Origin of the sequence: Pseudalkalibacillus sp. JSM 102089, from assembly GCF_041366475.1 — a bacterium.
Lineage (GTDB): Bacteria > Bacillota > Bacilli > Bacillales > Guptibacillaceae > Guptibacillus > Guptibacillus hwajinpoensis_B.
Genome location: NZ_JBEWYW010000019.1, coordinates 1 through 18,802 on the forward strand (window position 1 = coordinate 1; position 18,802 = coordinate 18,802).

Genomic DNA, 18,802 nt, shown 5'->3' on the forward strand with positions numbered 1-18,802 from the left:
CAGGAAGGATGCAAAGATAGCAGCAATTATTTCTTTATGTTTTGTGATTTTTCTTTAGCTAACGGATACGCTAGTTTAATATTTGTGTCAGAATCTCTCGGAATCGAGTCTTCAACATTTTCGGAGCTTTAATCTAAAAAGGAATACGCTCCTTTTTGTTTAAGTTAATAACAGGGCAGTTTAACGGAAAAAGAGGTTGTCATATTCAATCCATAGAAGGGCCAGAGATTGTTGAAGAAAAACCTGTTCAGTTTATGCTAGAAACTAAATGGAATACTAATCATAAAATACATTAAAAAGTGGGGAAATCAATGGTTGCAAAAACTAAAAAGGATTTTGATGGATTGAAAATAATTGGTGAAATTTGTGGAGCGATTCGTGATGAATTGGTCCATAGTACGAAGCCCGGAATTACGACAAAAGAACTCGATGAAATTGCAAGAGAGATGTTTGAAAAGGCACAAGCTCAATCTGCGCCAAAAAGAGAATACGATTTTCCTGGGTATACGTGTATTAGTATAAATAATGAAGTGGCGCATGGGATTCCGAAGAGAAAACGGGTCATCCATGAAGGAGATTTAGTGAATATAGACGTTTCAGGTTCAAAAAACGGATATTACGCCGATACTGGAATTTCATTTGTCGTAGGGAAAGGAGACGCGGCATTACAAAAAATATGTGACGTTTCTAAAGAGGCATTCCATGCTGGACTTAAGCAGGCAAAGCCAGGTTCAAAAAAAAGTGCTCTCGGAAAGGCTGCCCACAATGTAGCGAAACGCCATGGCTTAACAGTTATAAAAAATCTTACTGGGCACGGTATTGGACGTTCGCTTCATGAAGAACCTAAACATATTTTTAATTATTTCGCTAGTTGGGATGATGAAATCTTAAAAGATGGTGCGGTAATTGCCTTTGAGCCTATGATCTCTACATTTGAAGAGGAAGTTTTCCAATCCGAAGATGGATGGACCTTCCTAACCAATGAAAGTTTTGTGGCTCAATACGAACACACTCTTATTCTTACAAATGAAGGACCAATTATTACTACATTGTAAAAAGCACCTATACCGCAATGGGGCGTAATTCAAGTATATTGGATCACGACCTTTGTTCCGTTATCATCGGAACTTTAATAGAGCAACCAAAAAAAATCTAATTTCTCTATTCTATTATTGAGAAATTAGATTTTTAAACAACAAAACTGTTTAAACACTGCAAAACCGTATTTCCATGACGATACCTAAGTTGGATATAGTTATTTTTCATTATTCAAACATCATTTATCCTCAAGATAATTTCCCACCTCTAATGAAAAGGTGCAAAACTAAAAGAACCGTACCTGTAATTAGAATTCTATGGTTAGAATTTTTATTGAGACGAATGAACTGCCAAAAAAGGAGCTGATGCAAAGAATCATAGTAAAAAAGAATAAGTGGAAATTCAAATGGGAAGACATTGATGTATCAGGCTTCGCTTCGTCAGCTTTTGGTTTATTTTTCTATAGTCTCTCACTCATGTTCAAATTAGACAAAGTTTTATAATGGTTTCGCTAAAGGACATCTGCCTCAATTTCTAAACCAGTCTCCTCTTTTGTTTCACGAGTAATTGAAAAAAAGCTTTGCCGGAAGTGGGTTCGGTCGCGTTATCGGGTTTTCATGAAATGAAAAAATATCCATTTTATTCATCTCATGAATATGTATTATTTGAATTAATGGAGGGACTCTAACATGGGTGATAACTTTGAAATTGTTTAAGATAAAAAATCCAATAATAAGAAGTTTCCTATTGGTTACTGCGGTCTTTTCATCTATATTTATAATTGTTATTTTGATTGCGACCCTTTCGGCAAATGAAATCGGTCACCTCCCAATCGTCATCAAATGGTGATAATCATTTTTTCATTATGAAATAATGATTTAATATCCAAACAAATCTCATCTAAAAGCCCCATGCTTCAAATTGAAGCGTGGGGCTTTTAGATGAACGAACTTGAAAACATCCGCCTGGATTCTATTATTACTACATTCAGCTATCTTTCTTCATTTTTTTATATGCTAGTGGTCTGTTTGATTCCAAATTTGTCCAAGATTTAAAGGAACATAAACCTCATCGCCATGAACGTGACGATTAAAAATCGGTTTATGAATTGATGGTTCTAGAAGAGGATAATAGCGTTTTCGTCGTGCTCGATACCGTTCCAAATAACTTATCAAAATTTTCCAAAGAGTCAATTCATCTATATCACTTTGGTTATAAAAGGTTAGTATGAATATATTCAGAGGGGGAATAGGAATATTTAATACCAGTCAACGTTACGGCAGAGAAAAAGAATGGTTGATAACAGACCATGTTTAAAGAATTGAGTGAATTTTCCTTTATTGCCCATTTTTTAAATTTAACCTTCCTAATAGAAGAACAAAAATTAATAAGGGAATACTACCTAACGCTCAGAGTGTAACCCCACTGAAACAAGGTGTTATAGCTATTGGAAGTACACCTTTTTAATTCGGAATTATTGTGTGGGTTTTTAAAGAAGAGTCCTGCAAGAGTATGGTGGTATTGTATTGTTTTATCAATGTAGGCTGCGCTGTTTCATTCAATATTCGATCCGGACCTGGAACCAATTACGGAATTGTTGAGTCAATTGTAGATGGACAAACGGTTACGAACTCTTGTTAGAAACATGGAGAGACTGTTATAGGCAAATATGGAACGAGTGATCTGTAGAATTATATTGGAGAAGGGTATATATCTGATACGTATGTGTATACCGGATCAGACGGATGAGTTGCCCCAATCTGTTATTGAAAACCGATTCTAGTGGAAAGAAGGGTATAAATGGTGAAATAAAAATGATAGGTATGGGAGGAAAAGCACCACGTATTTGTTGCATCTCATGAAGCTTATGACAAATTTGAATATTTTACTCAAAATGGGTTGATTACGTGTTGCTCTGATTTAAAAGTATTATGTTTTGAAAAAGATAGTAGGGTCGAAAATACCACATGATGTATTAAACGAACCTGTATCTTCTCTTTCATTGAATAGACTTTTTCACTAGTTTCGGACACTTCTGATGATTTGTGATAATTTACCAACTTTTCAGAAAAAAGACTTTTCATTTCCGTTTACTCATGTATAATGTGTATTAGTTTAATAGAATTCCTTATCGAGAGAGGCAGAGGGACAGGCCCGATGAAGCCCGGCAACCATCAAGTATATGCTTGAAACGGTGCCAATTCCTGCAGATTAACGTCTGGGAGATGAGGAGGAGTTCGTGTAAAACTCTTCCTTTTTACTAAGGAAGAGTTTTTTTGTTTTTAAGAAAGCTTTAACTTTATTAAAGGACTAAAGATTAAGAAAAATTAAGAGTTTCGCCATAATGGTCATGGCGATAAACTAAGTTTTTTCAATTTGATATCTATCCTATTTTGAAAACAAAATCATTCCAGCATGAGGTGTTGTGACAGATGGTCACAGCTTAAAAGGGAAGACCGGTGAAAGACCGGCGCGGTCCCGCCACTGTGAGGGGGAGCGACTTACTAACCACTCTTACGTAACGGGAAGGGGGAAGAAGCGTTGAACCTGAGCCAGGAGACCTGCCTCATGACTGCCCTTGTACTCTACGGATCGATAGAGGAGGTGAGGAATCATGTGATACATTGCTTTCAGCATAAATTCGCACAAAAATATTACGACGAGAGGAAGAGTAAAATGACATTTAAGAGTTCAAACATTGGTTACCCTCGAATTGGAGAAAAACGTGAATGGAAGAAGCTTCTTGAAAAGTTCTGGGCGGGTAAACTGGATGAAGACACTTTTACAGAGGAGTCAAAACAGCTTAGGCTTTCGTACCTTAAAAAACAACGAGATAAGGGGATTGATCTTATTCCTGTCGGCGATTTCAGCTTATACGATCATGTGCTTGATACCGGGGTAATGTTTGGAATCGTACCAACGCGCTTTGACTATGATGGTGGGGGTGTATCCCTTCAAACGTATTTTAATATCGCACGGGGAACAAAAGGAGCGCCGGCAGCTGAAATGACAAAGTGGTATAACACGAATTACCACTACATTGTTCCTGAACTAAATGAGAGTACACCTTCTCTAGTTCATAATCGCCCGCTTGAGTATTACAGGGAAGCGAAACAGGAACTTGGTATTGAAGGGAAACCAGTGCTAATTGGTCCGATCAGCTTTGTTCTTTTATCGAAGGGATATGCTAAAGAGCAATTCAACGATGTGGTTTATCAGTTCCTTCCGCTATATGAACAGGTGCTGAATGAACTGGGGGAGGAAGGTGTCCAGTGGGTGCAATTCGATGAACCTGCACTTGTTACGACTCTTTCGGATGATGTAGTCAACCTATATAAAGAGGTGTATGAGGCGTTACATAATGCGGCACCAGAAGTAAACGTGCTTCTTCAGACGTATTTCGAGAGTGTGACCCATTATGAAGAAGTGACGAAACTCCCTGTTCAGGGAATTGGGCTTGATTTTGTGCATGACCGGAGTGAGAATTTGAAGGCTGTAAAAGAGAAAGGTTTTCCACAGGATAAGGTTCTTGTTGCAGGGTTGATCGATGGACGTAATGTTTGGCGATCGAAGCTTGATAAGAAAATTTCTCTATTGAATGAGCTAGCCCAAGCTGTTGATAAAGGTCGTATTATTGTTCAGCCGTCTTCAAGTTTGCTACATGTACCTGTTACGGTGAAGAGTGAGAAGGACATTCCAGATGTGCTGTTTAACGCTCTTTCATTTGCTGATGAGAAGCTTGATGAAGTCGTTTTACTTGCGCAGGGACTCGAAAAGGGAGAATCGGCTATTCAATTGGAGATCAAGTCAAGTGTAAAAGCTATTCAAGAACTTAATCATTCTCCACAGCGGAATAATAAGCAGGTGCAGGAAACGATTCACAATCTCGGAGAAGCAAAACGGAAAGCACCGTTTAAAGTTCGTCATGACTTACAGCAAAAGTCGTTACAGATTCCGTTCCTTCCAACGACAACGATTGGAAGCTTTCCGCAGACAAAGGAAGTGCGCAAGCAGCGTTTGCAATGGAGGAAGGGTGAACTAAGCGATGCTGCATACGAGACGTACATTAAAGAAGAAATTAAGAAATGGATTGACATTCAGGAAGAGATTGGTCTCGATGTCCTTGTGCATGGTGAGTTCGAGCGAACTGATATGGTGGAATACTTTGGTGAGAAATTAAACGGGTTTCAATTTACGAAATTTGGATGGGTTCAGTCCTATGGTTCGCGCTGTGTGAAGCCACCGTTGATTTTTGGTGATGTCTCTTTTAATACGCCAATGACGGTAAAAGAAACCATCTATGCTCAGTCATTAACAGATAAGCATGTAAAAGGCATGTTGACAGGACCGATCACGATTGTGAACTGGTCGTTCGTACGGGATGATCGAACAAAGACTGAAGTAGCGAATCAAATTGCACTTGCGCTTCGAGAAGAAATAGAGGAGCTTGAACGAAATGCCATACTTGTGATCCAGGTCGACGAGCCGGCACTTCGTGAGGGTCTTCCACTGAAGGAAGAACTGCATGACAGTTATTTGAAAGCTGCAGTCTATGCGTTTAAATTGGTAACCTCCTCCGTGGAGAATGAGACGCAAATCCATACGCATATGTGCTATTCGGAATTTGAGGAAATCATTGGCTCGATTAAAGCTTTGGACGCAGATGTGATCTCGATTGAAACATCGAGAAGCCACGGCGAGCTAATTAAGGCTTTTGAAGACAGTACGTATGAACGGGGAATTGGGCTTGGTGTGTATGATATTCACAGTCCCCGCGTTCCTGAGCTTAGTGAGATGAAACGAAGCATTGATCGAGCGCTTCAGGTACTGGATCCAAAGCTGTTCTGGATCAATCCAGACTGTGGATTGAAGACAAGGGGCGTAGAGGAAACAGTTGAAGCATTGAAAGTGATGGTAGAGGCGGCTAAGCAAACAAGGGGAAAATATCTCGCCCAAAAGAATTAAGAATTAAGAAATAAGAATTAAGAGAATTGCGTGGACAGTTCGAGACAAATAAAAATCTTGGTCAGGCCCCACTTCTACCCCGATCTGTTTTTTTCTAAATGAAAAAACCTCCTGAATGGTATAAGGGCACTGAAAAAGCCTATTCAATGAAAAAAGAAATCAACCACCTACTATATATTGGCGGTTGATTTCTTTTTATTTTCAATATGTTGTTGCATTCGATGGATTTAATTGGGAAATCAAGTTTTTCAGTGTCCTCGAATAATATAATGGGTCCGATGAAATAACGACCATTAGGAGGTTTTGCTCATGCTTCGACTAGTAGCTCTGCAAAATACCTCATCGATTTTTATAGATAAGGTTGTCTAGAATAGTCCGGAAAAAATCAAGAAGATATCCTACAGAGCTCTAACCACAGTTCGCAGGAACACAATGGCTTATCCCATCAAGAAATCCATAAATTTCGGTAAGGAATCTAAAAAACATTGTGTGATTCTCAGGTTAGGGATTGGTTTTTTCATAAGACTCATATATAATGAAGTCAAAATTGAATAGAATTAACTAGGGGAGCCCGATGAGCCGGGCTGAGAAGGAAATGCCTTGAAGTTTCTTGACTCTTTGGACCTGATCTGGATCATGCCAGCGTAGGGAAGTTAGAATAATCATCAATGCAATGCTACTTCTGATACATATTAGCCGGGTCCAACCATTTACTATGGACCCGGCTTTTTTTATATGTTTCGATAGGCTTCTCCAGTTGGTGTGGTCAATCTCGTCCTTTATACCAAAAAAAAGGAGAGTTTATTATGTCATCATCTTCACTAAACAAAGAAAACATTTCCATTATGTCCAGTTTTTCAGGTAGTCAAAAGGTATACGTGCCAGGTTCAAGAAACGACATAAAAGTACCCATGCGTGAAATTGAGTTAAGTCCAACAACGGGGACATTTGGAGAAGAGGAGAACCCTCCAGTACGTGTGTATGATACTAGTGGCCCTTATACAGACCCAAATTATTCCGTGGATATTACCAAAGGTCTTCCAGCTCTTCGTAACTTATGGATTCAAGAACGAGGCGATGTGGAAGAATATGAAAAGCGTGAAATCAAACCTGAAGATAATGGGTATAAGGATGAAAATGATCCTCGTACAAACGAAAAAGTGTTCCCTGGATTAAGCCGTAACCCATTGCGTGCCAAAAAAGGGAGAAATGTTTCACAACTTTATTATGCTAAACAGGGGATGATCACTCCTGAAATGGAATTTATCGCAATAAGGGAAAATATGGATCCGGGGTTTGTGCGAGATGAAGTGGCAAAAGGTCGTGCGATTATCCCTTCTAATATTAATCACCCAGAGACTGAACCTATGATTATAGGTCGCAATTTCCATGTTAAAATTAACGCTAATATTGGAAATTCAGCTGTTTCATCATCTATTGAACAGGAAGTCGAAAAAATGACCTGGGCCACCCGGTGGGGCGCCGATAATATCATGGATTTATCAACGGGGAAAGACATTCACACCACTCGCGAATGGATCATTCGAAACTCATCCGTTCCGGTGGGTACCGTCCCGATTTATCAAGCATTAGAAAAAGTCAATGGTATTGCTGAGGATCTTACATGGGAGGTTTACCGAGATACGCTGATTGAACAAGCAGAGCAGGGGGTGGATTACTTCACAATCCATGCAGGTGTTTTATTGCGATATGTGCCACTAACTGCAAAACGTTTAACTGGTATTGTTTCTCGTGGTGGATCAATTATGGCACAGTGGTGCTTATATCACCACCAAGAAAGCTTTTTGTATACACATTTTGAAGATATTTGTGAGATTATGAAATCCTATGATATTTGCTTCTCCTTGGGGGATGGCTTACGTCCTGGGTCCATTGCTGATGCAAATGATGAAGCCCAGTTTGCTGAATTGGAAACGCTTGGAGAACTAACAAAAATTGCGTGGAAGCATGATGTTCAGGTAATGGTTGAGGGACCAGGACATGTGCCAATGAATCTTATTAAAGAAAACATGGATAAACAATTAGAAATATGTGAAGAAGCTCCCTTTTATACACTTGGACCACTTACAACTGATATAGCTCCCGGGTATGATCACATTACTTCTGCAATTGGTGCAGCAATGATCGGTTGGTATGGTACGGCAATGCTTTGTTACGTCACGCCAAAAGAACATCTAGGTCTCCCTAATAAGGATGATGTGCGTGAAGGCGTTATTACTTATAAAATTGCAGCCCATGCAGCTGATTTAGCAAAAGGACATCCAGGGGCCCAAAAACGTGATGACGCCTTATCAAAAGCACGTTTCGAATTTCGTTGGAGAGATCAATTTAACTTATCTTTGGATCCGGAACGTTCTATTGAGTATCATGATGAAACCTTACCTGCTGAAGGTGCAAAAACGGCACACTTTTGTTCCATGTGTGGACCGAAATTCTGTAGTATGAGAATTTCCCAAGATATTCGTAATTACGCAAAAGATAATGAGCTATTTACGAAAGAGGCTATTGAAAAAGGAATGCAGGAAAAAGCTGAAGAGTTCAAGAAATCTGGAGCAAATATTTATCAATAGCCTTTTTGAGGAGGGGATATGTGTGAAAGTTCAAAAAATTGAAGAAGAAATTAATCAAACGAAAAATCACCTATCCTTTTTAGAGAATTCTTTAAAGGAAATTCAAGAAAATTGCGAACATCAGTTTAAAGGAGATCAAAATTTTGAAAGATGTTTGAAATGTAATAAGGTAGAAATATTATATTACTAACTGTGGAAAAGCTGACGCAAGCTAAAATAGAGGTTCTGAAAAAGTCTATTCTATAGGATGCTCCTATGTATAATTAATAAATTTGATTAGAAAGACATACAAACGACAAGAACAATTGAACTATCTGTTATTAAAGACTTGAACTGAATAATTTAACTTTGATAGGGTACTATTAACGTTCCAATTATATAAGTTGAATTAATGATTCTGTTCTTCAACAAACGGGTATAGAATTTAAAAATATTTTAGTGGATGCATGCGTGTCTTTTCCGAATGTGCAGGAAATCAAGCTGAAAGTCAAAAAATTTTCCAGTATGTCAATCAGAGACATGTCGAAGTTATCGATCGACTTTGCTTAATAATGTAATTTAAAATCATATGTTCAACTAATATAGGGGCAAATAAAATGCTGAAAATAAATTGAAATCAGTAGTAAAAAAGGGGCAGCGTAAAACGTTGTCCTTTTTTACTACTGACCAATAATGATTCCATAATAATAGCAAATAGAATTTTGATGAAAAATATGTATGTCTTTCAAATTATCTTGATATCGAGTCTTCAAGAATCTCGGAGCTTATCTGTAATAAGATAAGTTCTTTTTTTCATTGAGCTAATTGTCATTTTTTGAAATAATTGGTATTGGGTTTGGTGGAGGGAGAGGATTTTAGAATGAAAGCAAATTATGAGAAATTAGTTTCTTGGGTTGAAAATATTAAAGAGTTAAATCAAAGCTCAGCAGCTTCTTTATTGATACTTAAAGACAATAAGGTTGTTTTGGAGCATTATAGTGGAACCCACTCCAATAATAATACAAGTCCAATCACAGAGAGTTCTAGATTTAATGTAGCTTCTGCGAGAAAAAGTTATTTAGGGTTGTGTGTCGCTTACGCTATCTATGATAAAAAAATAAGTGATATTGATGATTATGTAAGTCGTTACTTTGATGATCTGGATTCTGAGATACTTGGTGAGACTAAAATAAGGCATTTGGTCACTCACACTCATGGATTAGATGAAAGTACGAATGGTGAACTAATAAGAGAGTTCAAACCAGGTGAAAGTTGGGCATATAGAGGAATAAACATTAAGCTTATTACGCAGTTAATCAATAAATTATATGGTAAACCATTTACTGAATTATTACGTGAAAAAGTATTTGTCCCAATGGGTTTTCACAAAACTTGGTGGGAAACTGAAGATAGTATTGATTTGGTAAGTGTCATTATTGATCCAGAGAAGGATGGAGAAGACACAACGGGAAGTACGGATAATGGCATGGAGTCTAACCTTTTTGTGTCTACCCAAGAATTTGCAAGCTGGGGTAGTCTCTTCTTAAATAAGGGAAAGTTTAATAACAAACAAATTGTACCAAAAGAAGTTATTGAATTAGCTAATGAAATACATACTCCTAATGAAATAGATAAAGAATTACCTCGAAACGGATTTTTCTGGTTTGTTAATGATCTACCTAGAGAAATGAGCGAATTAGGTGACCGGGTACCAGCTGGATCTTATCAAATTCTCGGTGTCACTGGTCCAACATTACTTGTTATTCCAAAATATAGTGTCGTTATCGCAAAGATGTATAACAAGAGATACAATTACGGAAATGAAAACTACCTCTATTATCTTAAAGAGTTTAGTAATATTGCTGCTGATACATTTCAGTAGTAGTGTATTGTTTAACAAAGGTGAAAGGAGGAGTATTAATAAGTGATTAAGACAAAAGTGATAACAATTGCTTCGGTTTCAGGTGGTGGAAAAACTGCAGTTACGGAAGAATTAAGAAAAAGACTAAGCACTTCTGAAGCGCTGTATTTTGATAAATATGATTTTGAAGGAGCACCAGATGACCTCGTTAAATGGGTTGAGGACGGACCTGATTACAACCAATGGAACTTGGAACCCCTCAAAGCAGATTTAGAATCATTTTTAGAAAGAGAAGAACCTCCAGCATACATAATAATTGATTATCCATTCTCATATAAGAATGATAAATTGAAGGAATTTATTGATCTATCGATTTATATTGATACTCCATTGGACATAGCTATGGCAAGACGAATTCTAAGAGATCACCCTAAAACCACTTCTATCGAAATCAATGATGAATTAAATTATTATTTGAAATTTGGTAGAGGCGCCTATTTAGAAATGGGAAATGCAATAAAACCAAACTCAGACTGCATAGTAGATGGAACATTAAAAATTGTTGATATTGTTGATGCTATATTGCACAAGATTGAAACCTTATAGTAGATATAAATTAATAATATCTCGATACTAGGTCTTGCATTATATCGGAGCGTTTGTTTAATAGAAGTAATTATCTAAGTGATCTCTTGTAGATTTAGGGGTGAAGAAGCGATTAGAATTGAATTGGTGGTGCCTTCGCCTGACTTATGAATGGGGGTGTTCAGTTTGAAAAAGCATATCCTGGCTTTATTTCTACTTCTGCCAATTCTGTCACTGCTCGCTTGTACTTCTAATTCAATTAGTGAGACATCGAATGAATTAAAAGTATCAAAGGAAGAAAATAAATTACAAGAAAGCACAAATGAGATTGAAAAGGCAGTGACAGAAGGGAACTGGGTCTTGTCTTCAACATTTGATCATTCGGTTGAATATGAAACTGGTGAAGAAGGTTCTTACGAGATTGTGGGAAACAAAGATACGGTTGGCTTTACTGGACCATTTCCGATTATCGCGAAAGATAGCCAGAAATATTTTTGGTTTTATTTTGGAAAAGAAAATGTCTACAATAAACCGGTAGAAGTGAAAGCCATAAAAAAAGGGACAGAGGAGACTGTTAATATACTTTCAGGTCCAAGTAACTTTTATAAAGGTGCAGAAGTAAGTCCTGATAGCGTGAATATGCCATCGCATTTAAAGTTTCCATCAGCAGGGGTATGGAAAATACTCGTATTTATTGACGAGAAATTATATGAAAGTATTGTTGTAGAAGTTGTATAGAGATTGTCTTCTTCAACTAAATCGGAGCGATAGTGTATTAACCAAATAGATTAAGTAATTGTCTAATTTAAGTATTGAGTAGGAATACGAAGAGATAATGTAGATTTGGATTATGAAAAGGAATAGGATGAGATAGAAAATGGAATTCAAATACTACCTTAATGAAACTGGCTGGGCAACTTGTGTTGTGGAATTAAATTCACAAAAACTGGAGTTCTCAGCTAGTTATCTTACTGACTGTTTAGGTGATTTAGTAGAATCATTATTTTGTTTAAATCCATTACGAAGCGCCAAAGGTGAAAGAGTGTCTTTTGAATGGGAAGGTGAACCAGAAGGGATTCTTTGGACTCTTGAATTAAAAGAGAGCAACATCCTATTCATAGAGGCAACCTATTATGAGGACTTGGAAAACAAAGATATCGGTAACAAAGTAATACAAACGGAGTATTCCTATGATGATTTTTTAAAGGTAGTGTTAATTGAATTTGATTCTTTAATCAAGAGACACGGGATTATTGGATACAGGGAACAATGGGTTACTGCTGATTTCCCATTGCGTACTTTCTTGGAATTAAAGCATTATCTCTTTAAAAAGGAGAATTATCCAATATCAGAGGTTAAGGGAGAGATAATGGGAGAAACGACGGAAGAGGTTAGAAGTTCACTAAAATATGACCTGGAATTATTGATGGAAAGTATCCAGTAATATTGAAACTAAAACAACTAATAATGTAAATTTGATATTCCATAATCTCGGAGCTTATCTTTAATAAATTCAGCCTCGTTTTTAAGGAGAAATAAGAGGTCTAGTACTTCAACAAATAAGCAGTAATTCAATTAGAAGCTTTTTCAATAGAAACCGAATTTATAAGACGCAAGACCTATTTCAAAATAATACCAAAGAGCATTTCTAGGAAGTTCCATGAAATGTAAGATTAAAGAAAAGTTTGAAAGTAGGTCTAAGGAATTAATGATAAAAGCTGAAAAGAAGTATAAGTTTTGGGTTTTTATAAGGAATTTTTTATTAGTATTGATAGGCGCACTTGTTATTTGGGTCATTTACAATAACTTACTAAGCGCTTATGAACAAAAAAAGTACAAGCCATTAGGGGAAATCGTTGAGGTTAACGGTAAGGGGATGCACATTTATTCAAAAGGTGAAGGAGATAACACGATCGTTTTAATGAGTGGCCTTGGAACAGCAGCACCAGTACTGGATTTTGAACCTTTGATAGATGAGATTTCAAAGACTAATAGGGTTGTAGTTGTAGAGCCCTTTGGGTATGGTTGGAGCGATATCACCAACAAGGAACGAACGGTGAAGAACATTGTAGAGGAAATGAGGTTAGCATTAAAAAAAGCGGACATACCAGGGCCATACATTCTGATGCCTCATTCAATTTCTGGTATTTACAGTATGTATTTTGCTACTACATACCCAGAGGAAGTTAAAGCGATTGTAGGAATTGACTCAACTTTGCCACAAGCTTTAAATTATTTTGGGGAAAATTCTCCAACAATGCCCAGTTATTTAAGTTATTTGGCACCAACTGGTATAGCAAGATTAGCCCTAATGATTAGTCCTGAAAATTTTTTGCCTATTGCTAGTGATGGTACCTATTCTGAAGAAAATTTAAAAATGACAAAGGCGATCTCCGCATGGAAGGGTTATAACAAAAGCGTTGTTAATGAAGCTAATAATATAGAAGATAACGTTGACATGACAGTGGGGATGAAATTTCCTCCTAATATTCCGGTTTTGATTTTTACTACCGAAAAAGGGGACATAAGAGAAGATGGTAAGAACAATCTGTCCTTTTATAAAACACAGTTAACTAATACCCCTTCTAGTAAAATTGTTTTATTAGAGGGACACCATTACCTTCATTGGACTCGTTATGAGGAAATTAGTAAAGATGTGAATGAATTTATAAATTCATTCAATGAAAATCAATAATACCAACGTAAATAAGTTTTTCAAAAATCTCGGAGCAAATCTTTAATAATTAGATATAAGAACTTATTTAAGGGGGGAATTGTGTGGATGTACTGATGTATTTATTTCTTGCTGCATTGTTAATCCCAGCAAATATATTCATGATTAAATGGGCCAGAAGTGGGAGTCTTCCCTTATGGGCTTCTGGTATTTTATTAGCAATTCTTGGCGTTGGACTTGGCTTTGTTGTTGGTGGAATCCTAGTAGGCCCTGGTAATGCCGGCCAAGGTGGAAGCCTAATGGCAGCTTTTGTAGGTCTTATTACAGTAGCTAATGGATTAATACATTTCCTCATAGGACTTATAATAGTGATCGGAAAACTATTTACTAAAAAGAATACCCAAGTATAAGAAGAACCCAAGTCATACATAAAGGTTCTTCTATTATCTCGGAGCTTTTGTGTAACAAATGGGAGGTGTGATTAAATGTTTCGTACCCTGCCCCTTTATGGTCTAGGATTGCAAATTGTATTCTTTCTTCTCTTTTTTAGTGCGTTATTATCCAAAATGAATAATGTCATTGGTGCAGCCACCTGTTTGATGCTTGGGTTTTCAAGTATAACTCTCGGATTGTATTCTGTTAAACATAGTAATCGTTTGTTTCTGTGTGCCATTGTAATCGTTATTGGAACATTAATTATCGGTTTTACTATATTTGCGTACTTCTTAGGTGAGGCTGGTTACCCACCCTTGGTTAGAGTTTCATTTTGATAATTATTTTATAGGGTATTTGCTCAATTAAATCGGAGCGTTTGATAAATAAAAGATCTGCGCTGTATATAGTTGTAGGACAATGGTTTTTAATTGAAGTAATTAAAACAAAATCACAATGGTAACGGAGGTGACAGGATGAATAGATTTCCTATAAGTCCTAACCTACTTGAAAAGGTGGCTGAGCATCAAAGAATAATGAAAGACCTTATGCAAAGCTCTGCTGTGGAAGCAATGCGAAAGCTAAATGGACTTAATGAAACTCTAAGTTCAGTTAGTCGTGCAGTACTTGAAGCTCAAAAACAAATGACCGAGGTTGTGAATCGGTGGAAAGAACTGTTAAGGGAACGTGATTTAACTTTAGAGGAGTTAGCAGAGTTTTTAGCTGAGTTAAATTATCCACCAATTTCTACGGATCTATCTATAGATTTACTCAAGGATTTGAATAATCAATTAAGAGATTTAGAAGACTTTGACGACCAAGTCAGTGTCTTAGATAAGTTTATTGTTGAAGTTTTTCATCATGAGTATATTGACGAGAAATTTGAAATGTGGAATGAAATGGATTGCTTAAAAGATAGAATTCATATTATGGAAGAGATAGTTATGGCCCATAAATTAGAATTGTTTTCTTTGTCTACACTCGCAGTATTTCCTCAAATTGAAGGTGTACTAGCAGAAACATTTCCAGATTTAAGAAATAACAAAGGGAAATTTAACGGTTACTACCAAAAGAGAGCATTAGAAAAAGTTTTGGATACTACCTCTGACAAATTTGATGGTGTTTGGTCTTCTTATTATAATAAAAATATATTAAAAGGTTTTCAACATTTAAAACCAATAGAACATTTAAGTAGACATGCTTTAGCTCATGGAGCAGATAAAGACTATGGAACAGTAGTTAATTCTACAAAAAGTCTGTTAATATTTGATTATATTATTACTGAATTGGAGCTTTATAAATTTATAACAGATGAAAAAAACCAGAATTTTTGAATTTACGGCCCCTCAAAATATCCTCCGAATGAAAACAGCGATTAACTTTTTAAGTTAGTCGCTGTTTTGGTATGATGGAAAGGTATTGAATTGAAAAAAATGGTATTTCGTTAATTTACTACTGCGTTATCAACGTTATCAAATTTTAATTAAGGAGTAGAGACGAATGGGGAAAATTAAAGTTGGTTTGCTTTTTGGAGGGAAATCTTCAGAACATGAAGTGTCTTTACAGTCTGCCAAAAATATTATGGAAGCCATTGATCAAGATAAATATGATGTCACCCTCATTGGTATAGATAAACAAGGCAATTGGCATCTGAATAACAATACAAACTATCTAGTAAATGATCATGATCCGAAACGAATCGAGCTAAATAAGACAAATAAAAATATCGCTGTCGTTCCTGGTAGAGAGGAAAACCAAATTCTAAATATTGATAGTTCTGAGGCAATCGAACAATTAGACGTTATCTTTCCAATTTTGCATGGACCATTAGGAGAAGACGGCAGTGTACAGGGAATGTTACGTATGGCTAATATTCCTTATGTTGGACCCAATGTTCTAAGTTCTGCTATTTGTATGGATAAGGATATAGCTAAGAAACTGTTAGTTGCTTCAGGTTTCAATGTTGCTAATTGGTTGTCAGTAAAAAAATCTAAAAAGAATTATCCTACATATGAGGAAGTAAAAGCAGAACTTGGAATTCCGTTTTTTATTAAACCTGCTAATCAAGGTTCGTCAGTGGGTGTTAGTAAAGTTAAAAGTGAAGAAGAATACATAGTAGGGTTAGAGAAAGCGATGCTTTACGATCATAAAGTGTTGTTAGAAGAAAACATTGTAGGTCGAGAAGTCGAATGTGCTGTTTTAGGCAATGAAGCACCTGTCGCTTCTTTACCAGGCGAAATTCTTCCGAATGGTGATTTTTATTCTTATAAGACAAAGTATATTGATGAAAATGGAGCTGTTTTGAAGATACCGGCTGATTTAAGTGAAGGTCAAGAGAAAATGATACAAGAAAAGTCTATTAAAGCGTTTGAAGCGTTAGAGTGTCAGGGGCTAGCACGTGTAGATTATTTCCTAAAGGAAAATGGCGAGCTTATTATAAATGAGGTCAATACATTGCCTGGTTTCACAAGAATCAGTATGTATCCTAAGCTATGGGAAGTAAGTGGTGTCACCTACCCTAAACTAATTGAGAGATTAATTGAATTGGCTATCGATCGCAACAAAGAGGACAATGCACTTAAGAACTCAGTAGACTAAGTTTTAGCTCTACAGAATCAAAGTATATTGTTAAGGTATCAATATTTTAAGATCGTGTATTCCGTTATATCGGAGCGTTTGCTGAAGAATATCAAGCAGCTAATTCTTATATTGAGTAGTCATTAGGGAAAGCTAATCAAAAAAAGAGAGGTATACATATGAAAAAAACTCTATTGATTACATCCCTTCTGGCTTCAGTATTTCTTTTTCCTAAAGAATCAAATGCTATCTCAATGCCTTGCAGTATGGTGTTAGACCCAATAGATGAAGGTCTTACTAATGCAAGAGGAAGTGCACTAATTTATAAAGTTCAATTGATTCCACCAAGCTTTGCCAGAACTAATATCAGTATCTTAAGTGTTCATCTACCTGAACCCTCTACATACGGCGAATATGATATTTATGAGGGATTTGCTTTTATACCTGGTGAAATAAGCTGGAGGTTCAGACTTTATCCTACTCCAGAAGAAGATAGTCCTACCTGGTCGGGAAGGTTTGACTTGATCACCGCAAAATTAAACAATGCTAAAGTTCAAGTGAGAGCTTCCAATTCTAAAACTGGAAAGTTTGGACCAGTGGTTCTGAATAATGATATTCTAAGCTGTAAATAGCTTACTCCACAAACTCGGAGCAATTCTAGAATATTTATAGCAGCTTAAACATTGCAGATTGATCTTCATTAATCGGAGGTAATTCCATGTTTTGGAATTACCTCTTTTTCAATCATTTATTTATAGTATACCTTGCATTATTAGGTAATCTATTTTAAATTAGTATAGGAGGTGAACAGATGGAAATTAACAAAGAAGTTTTGAAAGGGCATATAGATACCCTGATCCTATCGTTGCTATGTATAAGAGATATGTATGGCTATGAGTTAGCGAAACAAGTCAGGTTAAAAAGTGAAGAGCAGTTTGAATTAAAAGAGGGTACACTCTATCTGTCATTAAAACGATTAGAAAAAAATAAATGGATTTCTTCGTACTGGGGTGATGAACAAGGTCCTGGTGGAAGAAGAAAATATTATAAACTTACAACTCTGGGTAAAGCAGGTTACCAAGAAAAACGTAAAGAATGGCAATTTGTAAAAAGCATTATTGATTCATTTTTAGAAGGAGGAGAAGAAAAATGAAGCAAATTGATGAATTTGTTAATTCGATCTATGAGAATGTAAGTGGCAAAGAAGCTAAAGAGTTAAAACAAGAAATGCGTTCACATATAGTGGAAGCTGTTGAGGAATTAAAGTTAGAAGGAAAATCAGAGCAAGAAGCGATTTCAATTGCGTTGGAGAGATTTGGAGATGAAAAGCAAATTACCAAAGGATTACTAACCATTTTTCAGTATCAAAATAAGTTTGCAAAATGGTTAATGCGTTCTGCTATTGCCATTTTGTTAATTGGTTTAGTCGTTTCAATTAGTTTAACTATGAAAGATAATACATACAGAGAAACATCTGATTTGATGTCTCACGTAGTAAAAACCTATGAAAACAAAGGTAAATTAAATGCTGATGATAAAAGAGCGCTAAAAGATATGGTGGAACGGAACTCAGAAATCTTTAATAATATTAGTTATTTTGCCGTAGTTAAAAACACTGAAGAAGAAGGAGATAATACCAGTAAAAAGTTATTCCTTCAGGGGCGTGAAGGTATTGGAGAGTCTGGTTTAATGAGACAAGGTGTCGCTGAAGACAATACTTGGTACGTTGAGTGGGAATATGCAAATTATGACTTTTTGAAATATGAACCTTTTTATTATATTTTCTTCGCGATTTCTGGTGTTTTATTTATTCTTTGGAGAATAGTTCATTATTACAATCGAACTCGCTTTAAAGCCTTCGTTTAATTCGTTTCAGTAATTAGGAATATACTATCAACAGAAACCTTATTAATTTCGTTCTACGTTTCAATAAAAGAGAACATCTTATGATTCTTGTATTGTACACTTTATTCCGTTATCTCGGAGCTTATCTTTAATAAGATAGGCTCCTTTTAACTGGAATTAAAGATTGAGTTATGCGGAATGATTTGAAATAATTGGTATTAGAAATTTGAGCAGGATAATTGAATAACTTCCCTG

At 36.2% G+C, this 18,802-nt stretch carries 16 protein-coding genes and 3 riboswitches; all 16 genes read left to right on the forward strand.

Annotated features, from left to right (window positions below; translation table 11 throughout):
- The first annotated feature begins 311 nt into the window (after nt 1–311).
- Entirely contained in the window at nt 312–1,055 is a 744-nt protein-coding gene (gene map / locus ABVF21_RS21590; protein ID WP_371018955.1) for a type I methionyl aminopeptidase, read from the forward strand.
- A gap of 2,108 nt (nt 1,056–3,163) precedes the next feature.
- Nucleotides 3,164–3,270: riboswitch (SAM riboswitch) on the forward strand.
- 169 nt (nt 3,271–3,439) lie between these two features.
- Nucleotides 3,440–3,621, forward strand: a riboswitch (cobalamin riboswitch).
- 93 nt (nt 3,622–3,714) lie between these two features.
- Entirely contained in the window at nt 3,715–6,003 is a 2,289-nt protein-coding gene (gene metE / locus ABVF21_RS21595; RefSeq protein WP_371018956.1) for a 5-methyltetrahydropteroyltriglutamate--homocysteine S-methyltransferase, read from the forward strand.
- A gap of 553 nt (nt 6,004–6,556) precedes the next feature.
- Nucleotides 6,557–6,671: riboswitch (TPP riboswitch) on the forward strand.
- A gap of 138 nt (nt 6,672–6,809) precedes the next feature.
- On the forward strand, nt 6,810–8,594 hold the full coding sequence (thiC, locus tag ABVF21_RS21600) for a phosphomethylpyrimidine synthase ThiC (protein WP_371018957.1): 1,785 nt from the start codon (nt 6,810–6,812) through the stop codon (nt 8,592–8,594).
- Nucleotides 8,595–8,616: 22 nt separating this feature from the next.
- Nucleotides 8,617–8,784, forward strand: a complete 168-nt coding sequence (locus tag ABVF21_RS21605) for a serine protease (RefSeq protein ID WP_371018958.1) — start codon at nt 8,617–8,619, stop codon at nt 8,782–8,784.
- Between the two features lie 669 nt (nt 8,785–9,453).
- Complete coding sequence (locus ABVF21_RS21610) at nt 9,454–10,455, forward strand: serine hydrolase domain-containing protein (RefSeq protein ID WP_371018959.1); 1,002 nt, start codon at nt 9,454–9,456, stop codon at nt 10,453–10,455.
- A gap of 42 nt (nt 10,456–10,497) precedes the next feature.
- A complete protein-coding gene (locus ABVF21_RS21615; RefSeq protein WP_371018960.1) occupies nt 10,498–11,040 on the forward strand; it encodes a hypothetical protein in 543 nt (180 codons plus the stop codon).
- Nucleotides 11,041–11,205: 165 nt separating this feature from the next.
- The gene (locus tag ABVF21_RS21620; RefSeq protein WP_371018961.1) at nt 11,206–11,757 is read left to right on the forward strand and encodes a hypothetical protein; all 552 of its coding nucleotides are present in this window, start codon (nt 11,206–11,208) and stop codon (nt 11,755–11,757) included.
- Nucleotides 11,758–11,896: 139 nt separating this feature from the next.
- Nucleotides 11,897–12,463, forward strand: coding sequence for a hypothetical protein (locus tag ABVF21_RS21625; protein WP_283153682.1), 567 nt, complete (start codon nt 11,897–11,899; stop codon nt 12,461–12,463).
- Nucleotides 12,464–12,679: 216 nt separating this feature from the next.
- Nucleotides 12,680–13,714: an alpha/beta fold hydrolase gene (locus tag ABVF21_RS21630; RefSeq protein ID WP_371018962.1), complete on the forward strand. Its 1,035-nt coding sequence runs from the start codon at nt 12,680–12,682 to the stop codon at nt 13,712–13,714.
- Between the two features lie 83 nt (nt 13,715–13,797).
- Nucleotides 13,798–14,103 (forward strand): inner-membrane translocator, encoded by a 306-nt coding sequence (locus tag ABVF21_RS21635; RefSeq protein WP_371018963.1) that lies wholly within the window; start codon nt 13,798–13,800, stop codon nt 14,101–14,103.
- Between the two features lie 75 nt (nt 14,104–14,178).
- Nucleotides 14,179–14,463: a hypothetical protein gene (locus tag ABVF21_RS21640; RefSeq protein ID WP_371018964.1), complete on the forward strand. Its 285-nt coding sequence runs from the start codon at nt 14,179–14,181 to the stop codon at nt 14,461–14,463.
- Nucleotides 14,464–14,601: 138 nt separating this feature from the next.
- Entirely contained in the window at nt 14,602–15,459 is an 858-nt protein-coding gene (locus ABVF21_RS21645) for a hypothetical protein (RefSeq protein WP_371018965.1), read from the forward strand.
- Nucleotides 15,460–15,625: 166 nt separating this feature from the next.
- Nucleotides 15,626–16,723: a D-alanine--D-alanine ligase gene (gene ddlA, locus ABVF21_RS21650; RefSeq protein ID WP_371018966.1), complete on the forward strand. Its 1,098-nt coding sequence runs from the start codon at nt 15,626–15,628 to the stop codon at nt 16,721–16,723.
- Nucleotides 16,724–16,881: 158 nt separating this feature from the next.
- Nucleotides 16,882–17,334, forward strand: coding sequence for a hypothetical protein (locus tag ABVF21_RS21655; RefSeq protein ID WP_371018967.1), 453 nt, complete (start codon nt 16,882–16,884; stop codon nt 17,332–17,334).
- Between the two features lie 179 nt (nt 17,335–17,513).
- Nucleotides 17,514–17,855 carry a PadR family transcriptional regulator gene (locus ABVF21_RS21660; protein ID WP_371018968.1) on the forward strand — a complete coding sequence of 114 codons (342 nt, stop codon included), beginning with the start codon at nt 17,514–17,516 and terminating at the stop codon, nt 17,853–17,855.
- A complete protein-coding gene (locus ABVF21_RS21665) occupies nt 17,852–18,568 on the forward strand; it encodes a permease prefix domain 1-containing protein (RefSeq protein WP_371018969.1) in 717 nt (238 codons plus the stop codon). The genes ABVF21_RS21660 and ABVF21_RS21665 overlap by 4 nt, the downstream gene beginning before the upstream one ends.
- Nucleotides 18,569–18,802: the final 234 nt, after the last annotated feature.